General features: G+C 72.5%; 6 protein-coding genes. 5 read left to right on the top strand and 1 reads right to left on the bottom strand.

What is annotated here, in order from left to right:
* The first annotated feature begins 35 nt into the window (after window positions 1-35).
* Both ACH4U7_RS00855 and ACH4U7_RS00850 read left to right on the top strand, forming a co-directional pair.
* Window positions 36-1,355, top strand: coding sequence for an MFS transporter (locus ACH4U7_RS00855; protein WP_398525891.1), 1,320 nt, complete (start codon window positions 36-38; stop codon window positions 1,353-1,355).
* Window positions 1,315-12,006 carry an amino acid adenylation domain-containing protein gene (locus ACH4U7_RS00850; RefSeq protein ID WP_398525890.1) on the top strand — a complete coding sequence of 3,564 codons (10,692 nt, stop codon included), beginning with the start codon at window positions 1,315-1,317 and terminating at the stop codon, window positions 12,004-12,006. The genes ACH4U7_RS00855 and ACH4U7_RS00850 overlap by 41 nt, the downstream gene beginning before the upstream one ends.
* Before the next feature lie 20 nt (window positions 12,007-12,026).
* Here ACH4U7_RS00850 and ACH4U7_RS00845 read toward each other — a convergent pair whose 3' ends face one another.
* Window positions 12,027-12,812: a DeoR/GlpR family DNA-binding transcription regulator gene (locus ACH4U7_RS00845; protein WP_398525889.1), complete on the bottom strand. Its 786-nt coding sequence runs from the start codon at window positions 12,810-12,812 to the stop codon at window positions 12,027-12,029.
* Window positions 12,813-12,997: 185 nt separating this feature from the next.
* Between ACH4U7_RS00845 and ACH4U7_RS00840 the strand changes: the two genes are divergently transcribed.
* From ACH4U7_RS00840 to ACH4U7_RS00830, 3 genes are all read left to right on the top strand, one after another.
* Window positions 12,998-13,888, top strand: coding sequence for an SIS domain-containing protein (locus ACH4U7_RS00840; protein ID WP_398525888.1), 891 nt, complete (start codon window positions 12,998-13,000; stop codon window positions 13,886-13,888).
* An 84-nt stretch (window positions 13,889-13,972) separates the two neighbouring features.
* A complete protein-coding gene (locus ACH4U7_RS00835; RefSeq protein ID WP_398525887.1) occupies window positions 13,973-14,815 on the top strand; it encodes a ketose-bisphosphate aldolase in 843 nt (280 codons plus the stop codon).
* A 110-nt stretch (window positions 14,816-14,925) separates the two neighbouring features.
* Complete coding sequence (locus ACH4U7_RS00830; RefSeq protein ID WP_398525886.1) at window positions 14,926-15,627, top strand: glycoside hydrolase family 75 protein; 702 nt, start codon at window positions 14,926-14,928, stop codon at window positions 15,625-15,627.
* Window positions 15,628-15,679: the final 52 nt, after the last annotated feature.

The following is a 15,679-nucleotide window of genomic DNA, read 5'->3' as shown; positions in this document are numbered from 1 at the left end:
CCGTCTCGATGCCGGAGTGCCACGGGGGGAACTCAATGGCGCGTACCGATCGACGCTTCCGCATTCTCGTGTCCGCGTATGCGGTGTCCGCCTATGGCAACTACCTGAACCTGATCGCCTTGAGTCTGTTCACCTACGAGGTGACCGGCAGCGCGCTCGGTGTCGGCGCGACGATGGCGTTACGGCTGTTCTCCGGCTTTCTGGCGGGGCTCGCCGCCGGGGCGCTCTCGGGGAGAGTCACCCGCCGGACGGTCATGATCTGGACGGATGTCGCCCAGGGCGCCGCCATGACCGTGCTGGTGCTCACCGCTCCGACCACCCCGCTGTGGCTGCTCGCCGTCGCGGTCGTGGTCCTCGGTGCGGGGAACACCTTCTTCACCGTGGCCCTGCGCAGTGCGGTTCCGGTCATGGTCGGCCAGGAGGCCCGTGCCCGCGCCAACGGCCTGCTGGTCACCGCGAGGTCGCTGGCCACGGTGCTGGGCTTCGCCTCGGCCGCGCCGGTCATCGCCTTCGGCGGCTACGCCGCCGCGTTCGCCGTCAATGCCGTGAGTTTCCTCTGGTCCGCCGCGGCTTTGCTGGTGCTGCGGCCGCGTACGGACGACGAGGGGAAGGATGTACCGGCGGACACGGCCTCCCGCAGGGGCACCGAATCTCCGGTCCGCACAGGCCGCGGCCTGCGCTTGTGGCGCGGAGCGGCAGGTGTGCGCTCACTTGTCCTTGGCATGATCCTTCTCAGGGGCATCGACGCGCTGGCGTCCGCCTCGCACAACGTCGCCCTGCCGGTGGTCGCACACTCCGCCGCCCCGGACGAACCCGCGCTGTTCATGACCCGGTTCTGGGCCGCGTGGGCGGTGGGCACCGTTCTCGCTCATCTGGTGCTCAAGCGCAGGCAGGGCGAGGCGGCCTGGGACGAGCGTGCGTTCGCGCTCGGCACCTGCGCGATGTCGCTGTCGTTTGTGGCGGCGTTCCTCGGACTGCCCGCCTTCGCCCTGATGGGGGCGGCCGTGTCGGCGGGGTTCGCGGACGGCTGGACCGAGATCGTCTACACCTCCCGCCTCCAGGCGGCCCCCGACCGACAGCGCGGCCGCCTGTTCGGGCTGTCGGCCACGGCGGAGCAGTCCGGGTTCGCGCTGGGGACGGTGGCCGCCGCGGCGGCCCTCGAGACGCTGCCGGCCCCGGCCGTCGTGGGCGTCTTCCACGGCATGGCGGTGTGCGGCGCACTGGTCCTGCTGATGTGCACCGCCGGCCGCCGCGGCCCGGCCCGGCGCAGCCGTCGACAACCGGACAACGGGAATGACGAGGGAGAGGAAACGCATGGACCGCGTTCGGGGACAAGCCATCTGCCGGGGGCCTGAGCCGGACCGCGGCGAGGACGATCCGCGCGACGCCGTGCAGGCGCTGCTGACGGCCGCGGACTCCGCGCCCGGCGGGGCCGTCGTCACCGTCGCCGCGGACGGTTCGAGCACCGCTCTTCCATACCCCGAACTGCTGCTGCGGGCCCGGCGAGTGCTCACCGGACTGCGCGAGCACGGGCTGCGCCCCGGCGACGCCGTGGTGCTGTGCGGCCTGCCGCTGGCCGACTTCTTCCCCGCCTTCTGGGCCTGTGTGCTCGGCGCCGCCCGCCCCGCCATCATTGCCGAGCACCCCGCCCCGGCCTCGCCCACACTCCAACGCCTGCTGCAGACCTGGGAGTTGTTGGACCGGCCGCTGGTGCTCACCGACCCGGCCGGCGCGGCGGACCTCGCACAGTCCGCTCCGGGGCTGCGCGCCGTGGTGGCGCGGGACTGTCTCAACGCCCCGCCCGCGGGTGACCCCATCGAGCCGGCCGCGTCCGACACCGCCCTGCTGATGCTGTCCTCCGGCAGCACCGGAGTGCCCAAGGCCGCACGGTTGACGCACGCCGGTCTGGCGGACTTCGCCGCCAGCGCCCGGCGGACTCTGGACGTCGGCCGGGACGACACCATGGTGAACTGGCTGCCGGTCGACCACAGTGGCGCGTTCCTGCTGTACCACATGCTCGCGGTCTTCGCCGGATGCACCAACGTCCACGCGCCGACCGAGCTGGTCCTCACCGAGCCACGGCGCTGGCTCGATCTCCTCGATGAACACCGCGCCCAGCACAGCTGGGCGCCGACCTTCGCCTATCAACTCGTCGTGGACACGCTCGCCGAGCGGCCGGAGGGGAGCTGGGACCTCAGCCGCGTCAAGTCCCTGATCTGCGGGGGCGAGCAGATCGCGCTGCCGGTACTGACCCGCTTCCTCGACGCCACAGCCGCGTACGGCATCCAGGAGCGGCACATCGTCCCGGCGTGGGGAATGGCCGAGACGGTCACAGCCGTGACCTACGGCCGCCTCGACCGGCCCGGCACCGTGCACCGCCTGCTCAAGAGCAGTCTGGGCGGGCAGCTGATACGGGCCGACGAAGCAACACCCGAGGAGGACTGCGTCACGTTCGTCGCGGCCGGAGCACCGGCGCACGGCGTCACACTGCGCATCGTCGACGATCACGGCGAACTCGCTCCCGAGGGCGGCATCGGCCGCCTCCAGGTGCACACGCCCGCTCGCCTCACCCCCGGCTATGTGAAGAACCCGGAGGCGGACGCGGCGGCCTACCCCGCCGGGCGGGACTGGCTGGACACCGGAGATCTCGCCTTCCTCGACGCGGGCCAGGTCGTCATCACCGGCCGGCGCAAGGACCTGATCATCCTCAACGGACACAACGTCTACTGCCATGCGGTCGAGGAGGCCGCCACCGCCGTCGCCGGGGTCCGGCAGGGGGAGGTGGCCGCCTGTGGCATCCCGCACCCGGAGCGGGGCACGGAGGAGCTCGCCGTGTTCTTCGTGAGCCGCGGCGCCGCCGAGGACGTACGGATCGCGGCCGAGGTGAAGGCGGCGCTGTTCGCTCGGCTGCGGCTCGCCGCGGCCCATGTCCTGCCCGTACCGCGGGACGAGTTCCCCAGAACGCCCGCGGGAAAGGTGCGCCGCGCCGAGCTCCGGGACCGGCTGACGGGCGCCGGATTCACCGCGGCCACGGCCACCGGCCCGCGCGCCGGGAGGGATCCCGACGCGATCACGCGGACGGTGCGGGAGGAGACCGGCGCGGTGCTGGGCCGTCCGGTGGACGCGGACCTGCCGTTCTACGAACTCGGTCTGACCTCCGTGCTTCTGGTGCGCCTGCGGGCCCGGCTGGAGGAGCGGCTCGGGACACCGATCGCCCAGACCGCGTTCTTCGAGCACCCCACCGCGGCCGCGCTCGCCGCACATCTGTCCGGCGCCACCGGAAAGCGGACCGAACGCACGTCCACCGGGGTCGGCCCCGCCGACACCACCGATCAGCGCATCGCCGTCGTCGGGTTGTCCCTTCGCTTCCCGGGCGCGGAGACGCCGGAGCAGTTCTGGGCCAATCTCCGCGACGGCGTGGACAGCGTCCGGACCTTCGGCGTGGAAGAGCTTGCCGCGGCGGGCCTGCCCCCCGAGGTGCTGAGCGCCCCCGACCTTGTGCCCGTCGCCGGAGTCCTCGACGGGGTGTCGGAGTTCGACGCGGACTTCTTCGGAATGCCCCCCAAAGAAGCCGCGCTGACACACCCCGCACACCGGCTGTTCCTGGAGTGCTGCCACCAGGCGCTGGAGGACGGCGGCTACGCGGCGGCCGAACCGGGCACCCGGATCGGGGTGTTCGCGGGGTCGGGCATGAACCTCTACGACCACCAGCAGCCGTCGGCGACCGGATCGCCCCACGACGTGGCCGACCCCGCCACCGGCCTGCAGACGGCCATCGGCCGGGAGCCGGACTTCCTTGCCGCTCGGGTCGCCTACCGGCTCGGGCTCACCGGCCCCGCCATCGGTGTGCAGACGGCCTGTTCCACCTCGCTGGTCGCCGTGCACCTCGCGGTCCAGGCGGTGCTGTACGGGGACGCCGATCTGGCGCTGGCGGGCGCCGCGGCCGTGCACTTCCCCCAGGAGACCGGCTACCGCAGCCACCCCGGGTCGATCCTGTCGCCCACCGGGCGCTGCCGCGCCTTCGACGCGGAGGCCGACGGCACGGTCGGCGGCAACGGCGTAGCGGCCGTCCTGCTCAAGCGGCTCGACCGCGCGCTGGCCGACGGCGACACCGTGCACGCGGTGATCCTGGGCTCCGCGGTCAACAACGACGGCGCGGACAAGGTCGGCTTCAGCGCCCCCGGTGTCGCGGGGCAGATCGAGGTGGTGCGCCAGGCGTTGCGCAGGGCGGCCGTCCCGGCGCACACGGTCTCGTACGTGGAGGCGCACGGGACGGGCACCCGGCTCGGCGACCCGGTGGAAATGGCGGCGCTCGCCCGAGCCCTCGGCGAGGGCACCGAGCGCACGGGCTTCTGCGCGGTCGGCTCGGTGAAGCCGAACATCGGGCACCTCGACAGTTGCGCCGGCATGGCAGGGCTGATCAAGACGGTTCTCATGCTGCGGCACCGCACCCTGGTGCCCACGCCGCATCTGACCCGTCCCAACCCCGAACTCGACCTGGAAAGCGGCCCGTTGACGCTTGCCACCGAGCTGAAGCCATGGTCGCCACCGCGCGGTGTGCCACGCCGGGCCGGAGTCAGCGCCCTCGGGGTCGGCGGCACCAACGCCCATGTCGTGCTGGAGGAGCCTCCCACACCGCCCGCGACCCCCACGGCCGCGCCCGAGCTGCCCGTACTCGTGCCGGTGTCGGCCCGCGACACGCAGGCCCTGGACGAGTTCACCGGTCGGCTCCGCGACCGTTTGCGACAGCAGCCCGAGCTCACGGCCACGGATGTGGCGGCCACCATGGCACTCGGCAGGCCGCACCGCGCGGCACGGGCCGCGGCCGTCGGCCGGACGGCCGAAGAGCTCGCCCGCGCGCTGGAGAAACAGCGGGCGCCACAGGGCCCCGTCGGGCCGGTTGCGTTTGCCTTCCCTGGGCAGGGCAGCGCACGCCTCGGTATGGCGAGCGGACTCTACGCCGCGTATCCCGCCGCCCAGCGCGTACTCGACCGCTGCGAGGAGATCTACGCCGGCGAGTTCGGCGGAACCCTGTTGCCGCTCCTTCTGGCGGAGCCGTTGGCCGACGGCGAGACCTGGCCCACCGAGACGGCCCAGGCCGCCCTGTTCGCCCACCAGGCGGCGCTCGGCGAGGTGTGGCGCGCCGCCGGCGTCCGCCCCGCGCTGCTGTTGGGCCACAGCGTCGGAGAGTACGCGGCGCTGTACGTGGCGGGCGCGCTGACGCTGGAGGACGGGCTGCGGCTCACCGCGTGGCGCGGGCGCCTGATGCACCGGGCCTGCCCGGTGGGCGGCATGCTCGCGGTCCGCGCCGACGCCCGGACCGCGCGGCGCATCGCCGAGAGCGCCGGGGCCGACGTGGCCGCGGTCAACGGCCCGCGCGCTCAGGTGATCTCAGGTTCGCGGCAGGCCCTGGAGGAGGCGGCGCGCCTGCTCGACCAGGAGGGGCTGCGCCGGCGGGCGCTGCCCGTCGACCGGGCCTACCACTCGGCGGCGATGGAACCGGCCCTGCGGGAGTTCCGGGCCCATGCCGAGGGCGTGGCGTACCGTCCGCTGCACACCCCGCTGGTGACCGCGGCCGACGGAGAGGTGCGCCGCGCGGGCTGGACCGTCGACGCGGACTACCTCTGTCTGCAGGCCCGGCAGCCGGTCCGCTTCGACCTGGCCATGGCCGAGGCCGTCGGGCACGGGTATCAGGACTTCGTGGAGATCGGGGCCGGGAACACCCTCGCCGGCCTCGGCCGGCACTGCGCACCCGAGACCCGCTGGACGGGCGGGCAGGGTGACGGCGACGGGACGGCCGTACAGCTGCACGGGCTGCTCACCGCGCTCGGCTCGCTCTACCGCAGGGGAGCCGAGCTGGACTGGCGCGCGCTCACCCGCGGCGGAGGCCGGGTGTCGCTGCCAGGGCACCCGCTACGAAGACGCCTGGTGGCGGCCCCGGCTCCCACCCCGGCTCCGGCTCCTACCCCGGCTCCGGCTCCCACCCCGGCTCCGGCGCCGGCTCCCCGAACGCTCCCGCCGCCCTCCGCCTCGAAGGCACCTGTCGTCCCGGGTGAACTCCTGGAGGAGGTGCGGGCGCTGACCGCTGACAAACTGGGCATGGCCGTGGCGGACGTCACGCCCGACAACTCCTTCTTCGAGTTCGGCGCGGACTCACTCTCCCTGATGGGCATGACGGCGGAGCTGGAACAGCGGCACGGGGTACGCGTTCCGGTGCGAGAGCTGTTCGACTCGGCCGACACACCGCGCAGACTGGCCGAACGTCTGGCGCAGCTGGCCGGGGCCGGGGCCGCGGCCGGACCGACGGTGCCGGCCGCCGCGCCGGAGCCGCCCGAGGCCGCCCCGGCCCCTGTGCCCCCTGTGCGTACGGCCCGGGTGGCCCCGCTCTCGATGCCGCCCGCATCTCCCGCGGCTCCACGCCCCGTGCCGGCGGCCCCCGCCACCACCGCGCCCGCCCCGGGATGCGACTTCAGTCTGTACTTCTTCGGCGACTACCCCGAGGACGCCGAACGCGACAAGTACGCGCTGATCATGGCGGCGGCTGAGTTCGCCGACCAGCACGGCTTCCATGCCCTGTGGTTCCCGGAGCGCCACTTCAACTCCTTCGGCGCGCTCTTTCCCAATCCCTCGGTCCTCGCCGCCGCGCTCGCCGGCAGGACCAGCCGGATACGTCTGCATGCCGGCTCGGTCGTGCTCCCCCTGCACCACCCGGTCCGGGTGGCCGAGGAATGGTCGGTCGTCGACAACATTTCCGGTGGCAGGGCCGGCCTGTGCCTGGCGAGTGGCTGGCACGCCACCGACTTCGCGCTCGCCCCGCAGCACTTCGGCCGACACCGCGAGGTGATGTACGAGCAGCTGGCGACCCTGCGGCAGCTGTGGTCGGGGCGGCCACTCGCGATGACCGCGGGCGACGGCGAGCCGGTCGAGGTCCGGCTGCACCCGCGTCCGCTCCAGGAGCGGCTTCCCCTGTACGTGGCCGTGGTGGGCAACCCGGACAGCTACCGCCGGGCGGCCGCCGAGGACCTGGGTGTGGTCACCAATCTGATGACGCAGACCGTCGAGCAACTGGCCGAGAACATCGCCCTGTACCGGCGCACCCGCACCGAGCACGGCCTCGATCCGGCGGCGGGCCGGGTCGTGGTGCTCGTGCACACCTACCTCGGCGACGACGCACAGCGCGCACGCGCCGAGGCGTACCGCCCCTTCGTGTCCTACCTGCGCTCTTCGCTGTCCCTCTTCGACCAGGTCACCAACAGCCTGGGGTTCGAGGTCGACCTGGACAGCGCCCCCGAGGAGGACGTGGAGTTCCTGCTCGGCCGCGCCTACGAGCGCTACTGCGACTCCCGCGCCCTGATCGGCGACGAGCGCAGCGCCGCCGCGACGGTACGCCGGCTGGTGGCCGCCGGAGTGGACGAGATCTCGTGTTTCGTCGATTTCGGTGTCCCGTCCCAGCAGGTGCTGGCGGCGCTGCCGGTGCTCGACCGGGTACGCCGCCGGGAGCAGTCCACGGCACGGGAGCAGGCCGCGCTGGTGCCGGAGCGGATGCCGCTGTCGCCGGCGCAGCGCCGCATCTGGTTCCTGGAGCAGCTGCACCCCGGCACCAGCATGTACCACGAGCCCAAGGCGATCCGCCTGGACGGCCCGCTGAACGTCGAGGCGCTGCGGTGGGCGCTGCGGCGGGTCGCGGAGCGGCATCCCGCGCTGCGGACGGTGTTCGGGGTCACCGACGGAGTGCCGTACCGCGAGACACTCGACCGGACACGGCTCGAGTGTCCGGTCGAGGACCACGGCGGGGCGACGGAGGAAGAGGCGCTGCGCGCCACGCTGGAGACGGAGGGGCGCCGCCTCCTCGACCTGAACACCGGCCCGCTGGTCAGGGCCCGGCTGCTGCGCCTGTCGGAAGAGCGGCATGTGCTCTTCCTGCTGGTCCACCACATTGTCTTCGACTCTTCCTCCACGGTGGTGTTGGTCCACGACCTCGCCGCCCACTACCGCTCCTGGCCGCACGGCGAGCCCGCACTGCCGCACCTCGCCGAGGCGCCCCCGTACGACCGGCGGAACCCCGCCGAGCTCACCGAATCCCTCGCGTTCTGGCGGCGGGAGCTGAGCGGCGTGCCGCAGCTCTCGCTCCCCACCGACCGGCCACGCCCGCCGGTGAGATCGGGAGCGGGCGCGAGCCTGACCCATGAGCTGGACGCCGAGCTCGTCGACAGGGTGCGGACGTTCGCCGCCGCGCACCGCGCCACCCTTTTCATGACGCTCATCAGTGCCATCGGCGCGATGCTCGGCCGGTTCAGCGGCCAGCAGGACGTGGTCCTCGGTACCGCGGTCGCCGCCCGGCCGGCCGGCGCCGAACACCATGTCGGTCTCTTCCTCGACACCGTCGCCCTGCGCCTGGACCTCACCGGCGACCCGGACTTCCCGACCCTGCTGCACCGGGTACGGCAGCGGAGCACCGCGGCGTACGAACACCGCGGCGTCCCCTTCGACGAGTTGGTCGGCGCCCTGAACCCGCGGCGCGACCCCAGCCGCAATCCGCTCTTCCAGGTGATGGTGGAGTACGAGAACGAGGGCGAGGTGGACTTCGATCCGCCGCGGCTGACATCCACGCTCCTGGACATGCCGAGTGCCCGCGCCCCGTTCGACCTCAGTGTCTATCTGACGCATCACCGCGACGGCGTGCGGTTCATGGTCGAGTACGACACGGCTCTGTTCGACGAGAGCACCGTGCGCCGATTCGTGGACTACGTGGAGCAGACGCTGCGCCGCGCCCTCGATGCCCCCGGCGCACCGCTCGGCGAACTGACCGCCGTCACCGGCGCCGACCGCGACACCCTGGCCCGGCTGGGACACCAGGACGACCCGCCGCCCGCCCCCGAGGACACACCCACCCTGCACGGCCTGTTCGAGCGGCAGGCGCGCCGGACCCCGGATTCCATCGCGCTGATCAGCGGTGAACGGCACGTGCGCTACGTGGAGTTGGACGCATACGCCAACCGGCTCGCCCGGCGGCTGCGCGCCCGGGGCTCGGTGCGCGGGGAGCGCGTGGCGGTGCTTCTGCCGCGCGGCCCGCAGCTGATCACCGCCCTGCTGGGCGTGCTCAAGAGCGGCGCCGCGTATGTGCCCCTCGACCCCTCCGTGCCCACCCCGCGGCTCGCCCGGCTCCTCGACGACGCCACCCCCGTTCTGCTGCTGACCAGCGACGCCGCCCTGACCCTCCACCCGGGCCTCGCGGCACGGCTGCCGATCCAGCTGGCCGAGGAGGCCCGCGACACCCTCCAGACCGAGCCCCTCCAGACCGGGCCGCTTCAGACCGGGCCGCTTCAGACCGGGCCGCTTCAGGACGAGCCGCTTCAGGACGGGACTCGGCCGGAGGATCCCGCCTACTGCATCTACACCTCGGGCTCGACCGGCCGCCCCAAGGGCGTCGTCGTCCCCCACCGCGGACCGGCCAACCTGGTCCGTGGACACCTTCGGCACCGGCCGGCGCTGCGTACCCTGCAGTGGACCTCGCCCGCGTTCGACGTCAGCGTGCAGGAGATCTTCACCACGCTGGCGTCCGGAGCCGCACTCGTCCTGATCGGCGACGAGGTGCGGCACGATCCCGCGGCCCTGGCCGAACTGGTGCGGCGCCATGAGGTGCAGCGGATGTTCATGCCCTGCACCCCGCTGAAGTATCTGATCGGGACCGAGCCTCATCTGCCGTCCCTGCGCGAACTGGTCTCGGCCGGCGAGGCACTCCAGCTCACCGGTGCCTTTCGCCGCTTTCTCGCCGCACACCCGCGGTGTGCGCTGTACAACCAGTACGGGCCCACGGAGGCCTCGATCATCGTCACCTCGCACCTGGTCGACCCAGGCGGCGAGGAGTGGCCGCCGATCGGCACCCCGGTGCCCGGAGCGCGGATCTCGCTCCTGGACGACGCCGGGCGCCAGGTGCCCATGGGCGCCGTCGGCGAGATCTGCGTGGGCGGCGTCCCGGTCGCGCACGGCTACCACGCCCGGCCACAGGAGACCGCCGCCGCCTTCCTCGACGACGGCGCGGGCGGGGTGCTGTACCGTACGGGAGACCTCGGGCGCTGGCGTACCGACGGCAGCCTTCACTACTGCGGCCGGGCCGACGACCAGGTCAAGATCCGTGGATTCCGGGTCGAGCCCGGCGAGATCCAGGCGGCGTTGACCGCGCTCCCCGACGTACGGGACTCGGCCGTCGTACCCCGTCGTGACCGGCACGGCGATATGGAACTGGTCGCCTATGTGGTGCCCACGACCCCAGCGTCCTCGGCAGCCGATGCCGGGCGGCTGCGCACCGCGCTCTCCGCCGAACTCCCCGACCATCTGGTGCCGCGCCACTGGGTGTGGCTGGAGCGGCTCCCCGTGAACGCCTCCGGCAAGCTGAACCGTGCCGCCCTGCCCGAGCCCGGCGCGGACCACCAGGCTCGGGAGGCCGATGCCGGGCCCGTCACCCCCCTGGAGAAGGCGCTGCACGACCTGTGGTGCGAGGAACTCGGCGCACCGCAGGCCCCGTTGACCGCCTCCTTCTTCCGGCTCGGCGGCCACTCCCTGAGCGCGATCAGACTGCTGAACCGGATGCGGGACCGCCTGGACATCGACCTCGCCATGGCCGACTTCTTCCTCGATCCGACCATCCGGGGCGTCGTGGCCCGCCACGAGCCCGCCCCCTCGCACGAGGTGGTGGACACCGTGCCGATGCCGTCCACCATGCGCCGCCTGTGGCGGCGCCACCATGAACGCGCCGACCCGAGCGTCTACAACGTCGCCCACCGCATCGACCTGCGGGGCGACCTGGATCCCGGCACCCTCGCCCAGGCCCTGGAAGACCTGGTGGGGCGCCATCAGGCGCTGCGCAGCCGGGCGGTGCGCAGCGGCGGCGGAGAGTACGTCGTCGAGGTGCTGGCCGGGGTGTCCGTGGACCTGTCGGTCACCGACATCTCCACACACGCCCAGGACACCGCCACCGTCGAGCGGTGGTGCCAGGAGCAGGCGTCCGGCACGTTCGCAATGGATCGGGCACCGCTGTTCCGTTGTCGTCTGGCGCGTCTCGGGGCGGACCGCTGGGTGCTGCTGACCGTGTTCCACCATGCGATCTGCGACGGCTGGTCCATGGGGCTCATCTGGCGCGACCTGCAGGAGCTGTACAACGCGCGGCGGGCCGACGCCGATGCGCGACTGCCCGTTCTCACCGCACAGTTCACGGATTTCGCGCGAGCGGAGCACGAGCTGGGCGACGAGCGCAGGGCGGAACTCGAACGGTTCTGGCGTGCCGAACTCGACGGTGCGCCACTGCGCGCGGCCCTGCCCTACGACCACCCGAGGCCCAAGGCGTTGTCCGGCCGGGGCGCCCTGCACACCGTGGTCATCGACGGCGACACGCCCCGCCGGGTCGGGGACACCGCGACACACCTGGGCACGACCCCGTACGCCGTGCTGGCGGCGGCGTTCGCCACCTGGCTGGCCGGGGTGTGCGGCGGGTCCGCCGACGTGGTGCTGGCCGCGTCCAGCGCCAACCGCCTGCAACCCGAGCGATCCGAGGTGGTGGGGCTGTTGGGCGACGCCGTCCTGCTGCGCGCCCGGATCGGCGTGGCCCGGACCTTCGCCGACCTCGTGACACAACTCGGCGGGACGCTGTTCACCGCGCTCGACCACCAGGAGTTGCCCCTGACGGACGTGGTCGAGCTGGTCTCGCCCGGGACCAGGGACACACTGTTCCCCACCGTGCTGTTCACCGTCGTCACCACACCACCACCCGCTCTGGATCTGCGGTCGGTATCGGCCTCGGTGCGCGCACTGCCCACGTCAGGCGTGGCCCGGACTGAACTGTATGTCGTCCTGCAGCCCCAGGACGATGCGATCACGGTGCTATTCGAGTACTCCACGGATCTGTTCACACGGGCCACGGTCGAGGAGTGGAGTACGGGCTTCGCCCGGCTCCTCGGAGAAGTCACAGAGAACCCGGAGTGCCACCTCGGGAGCCTGCTGGGTCCTTGATCAGTCAGCCGAGGTCCCCGTCATGCCCGGACGACCTGGATGTCGGCCTCGGTGAACCGGTCGACGAGTTCGTCGGGGGCACCGGTGTCGGTGACCAGCACGTCGATCTCGTCGATCGCGCAGATGCGGGCGAACGCCCGGTGGCCCAGCTTGGTGCTGTCGGCCACCACGATCACCCGCGCCGCGCGGCGCGCCATCAGGTGGTTGATGCTCGCCTCGCCCTCGTGGTGGGCGGTGGCGCCCTGGGCCAGGTCCAGCGCGTCCACGCCGATGACGGCCACATCGAGGGAGACCTGGTCGAGCACCCCGGTGGCCAGCGGGCCCATCAGCTCGAAGGACTGGGGGCGGGCGACCCCGCCGGTGAGCACGATCTTGATCTGCGGGCGCACCGCCAGCTCACCGGCGATGTTCAGCGCGTTCGTCACGATGGTGACGGCGGGGGCGCCGCCGGGGGCGGTCAGATCCGCTCGGGTGGCGATGGCACGGGCCGCCTCGGTGGTCGTGGTCCCACCGTTGAGGCCGACGATCGCGCCGGGGTCGATCATCTGGGCGACGGCGGCGCCGATCCGCTGCTTCTCGGACGCGCGCCGGGCGGTCTTGTAGCGCAGCGGCAGGTCGTAGGACACGTTGTGCGCCACCGCGCCGCCACGCGTGCGGGTGAGCATCTGCTGCCGGGCGAGTTCGTCGAGGTCGCGGCGGATCGTGGCGGTGGACACCGCGAGCTCGGCCGCCGCCTCTTCGAGGTCGATCTTGCCGTCCCGGGCCAACAGCTCCAGCAGGGCATTCCAGCGTTCGGGCCGTTTCACGCCGTCTCCCTCACCCCGTCGTCACCCGCGTCACCCGTGCTCGCGCCGTTGTCACAGGCGCGGTTCACCCTATCGCGCCCGGCAGCGAACGCTGGACTTCTCTGCAAAAACATGCGCATTATCGGCCCGTACGATGCAACTCACAGCACGCCGCCTGCTCATTCACGCATGACAAGGGGAGCCGTATGAGCTACACCGAGGCCGAGATCGCCAGCCAGCCGGACTGCTGGCGCCGCGCCGCGGATCTGGTCCAGGAGCCGGGCGGAGCGGTGCGGGAGGCGCTGCCGCGGGCGGGTGAGCGGGTCGCCGTGGTCGGGTGCGGCACGTCGTGGTTCATCGCGCAGTCGTACGCGGCGCTGCGGGAGTCGGCGGGGCAGGGGGAAACAGACGCGTTCGCCGCCTCGGAGATGCCGCCGGGCCGCCGCTACGACCGGGTGCTCGCGCTGTGCCGGTCCGGCACCACGACCGAAGTGCTCGAACTGCTCCGTCGCCTGCGCGGCACCGCGCCGACCACTGTGGTCACCGCCGTGCCCGACTCCCCCGTCACCGAGGTGGCGGACTCGGTGGTCCTGCTCGACTTTGCCGACGAGCAGTCCGTCGTCCAGACCCGCTTCGCGACCACCGAGATCGTCCTGCTCCGGGCCCATCTGGGCGCGTCGCCGGCCCGTCTGGATGCCGACGGGCGCGCCGCCATCGCCGCGCCGGTGGCCGACGGCCTGCTGGACGCCGAGCAGTTCACCTTCCTCGGGCGTGGCTGGACGTACGGGCTGGCGCAGGAGGCCGCGCTCAAAATGCGCGAGGCAGCGGGGGCGTGGACCGAGGCCTATCCGGTGATGGAGTTCCGACACGGTCCGATCAGCGTCACCGGCCCCAAGAGCGTGGTGTGGTGGCTCGGCGAGGGCGACTGCGGCCTGGAGGAGGAGATCGCGGCCGCCGGCGGTCGGCTGGTCGGGAACGGCCGGGACCCGGTGGCCGAGCTGGTGGCGGTGCAGCGGCTCGCCGTCGCGATCGCCCAGGCCCGCGGCCTCGATCCGGACCGGCCCCGGCATCTGACCCGCTCGGTGATCCTCGGGTGACCGCGCGGCCCGGCGCTTTGCCGGGCCGCCGCACAGTACAGGGACCGGGACAACAGACCAACGAGCAGCGGAAGGAGCCGGGACATGCCGCTGGTGGCGACCGGCGAAATCGTCGGACCGGCCGTACGGGCCGGACTCGGCGCGGGGGCGTTCAACGTCATCCAGATCGAGCACGCCCAGGCGATCGTCGCCGGGGCGGAGGCGGCCGGGGCGCCGGTCATCCTGCAGATCAGCGAGAACGCCGTGCGGTACCACGGGGCGCTGGCCGCCATCGGGCGCGCGGCCGTGGAGGTCGCGGCCGCGGCCCGGGTGCCGGTCGCCGTGCATCTGGACCACGCGACCGAACCGGCCCTGGTGCGGGAGGCGGTGAGGCTCGGGTTCGGGTCGGTGATGTTCGACGCCTCCGCGCTGGACTACGAGGCCAATGTGGCGGCCACCGCGGAGGTCGCCGCCGACTGCCACGCCCAAGGGGTGTGGGTGGAAGCCGAGTTGGGAGAGGTGGGCGGGAAGGACGGCGTCCACGCACCGGGGGCCCGTACGGACCCGGCCGAGGCCGCCGCCTATGTCGCGGCGACCGGCGTGGACGCGCTCGCGGTCGCGGTCGGCACCTCCCACGCGATGGTCGTCAAGGAGGCGGTGGTGGACCTCGGGCTGGTGGCGGCCCTGCGTGCGGCCGTGCCTGTACCGCTGGTGCTGCACGGCTCCTCCGGAGTGCCCGAGGCGGATCTGACCCGCGCGGTCGAGGCGGGCCTGACGAAGGTGAACATCGCCACGCATCTCAACGTCGCCTACACGCGGGCGATCCGGGACCACCTCGCGGCCCACCCCGAGGTCGTCGACCCACGCCGCTATGTCGCGAAGGCCCGCGACGCGGTGGCGCGCGAGGTGGCCCGCCTGCTCCCGCTGCTGCGGGCCGTCACGCCCTGACGCGGCCTCTGGCGCCACCTCTGACACCGCGCCTTCACTATTGACATGATCTTATCAAGTCGCCACAGTGCAGGGGAGGTTAGGAAAGGTTCCTAACAAAGGGGTGTGTCATGCGTAAGCGACTCGCGTTCGCGCTCGCCGGCGCCGGTCTGCTGGCCGTGTCCGTCACCACGGGGGCCGGTGCCGCCACCCGGGGCCCGGCACCGGCCCCCAAGTCGGCCAATGAAGGCACGGTCACGGCAGCCCAGCTGCTCGCCAAGGTGCAGGGCTGTTCGCAGATATCCAACGGCAAGTACCGCACCGACGAGGAGACTTCGGCAACCATCCCGGTCTGCGGCGCCAACGGGGCGGTCTTCTGGAAGGCCGATATGGACATCGACTGCGACGGCCAGGTCACCTCGCGGTGCAACGGGGACACCGACCCGTGGTTCCAGGACGACACGGCCTTCCACCAGTCGGACGGCAAGCCGCTCATCGCCGACAAGCTGCCGTACGTGGTGGTGCCGAGCACCAGCTCCATCTGGAACTACAGCCAGGCGGGCATCAAGGGCGGCGGCGTGGTCGCCGTCATCTACAACAACAAGGTGGAGTACGCGGTGGTCGGCGACACCGGCCCCACCAAGATAATCGGCGAGGCGTCCTACGCGACGGCCAACGCCCTGGGGATAGACCCCGACCCGGAGAACGGCGGCACGGACTCGGGTGTGACGTACATCCTCTTCAAGAACTCCTCGGTCTCCCCCATCGAGAACCACGACAAGGCGGTCTCCGTGGGCGACGGCCTGGCCCAGCAGTTCATCCAGAACAACTGACCCCTCCCCCGGCGCAACCACCGGCCACCGGTCAGGCGTGCCATTATGCGGA

Source organism: Streptomyces sp. NPDC020845 (assembly GCF_044334165.1).
Classification (GTDB): Bacteria; Actinomycetota; Actinomycetes; order Streptomycetales; family Streptomycetaceae; genus Streptomyces.
Note: the sequence above shows the minus strand (reverse complement) of the source record. Positions and strands in the feature narration are given on the sequence as shown.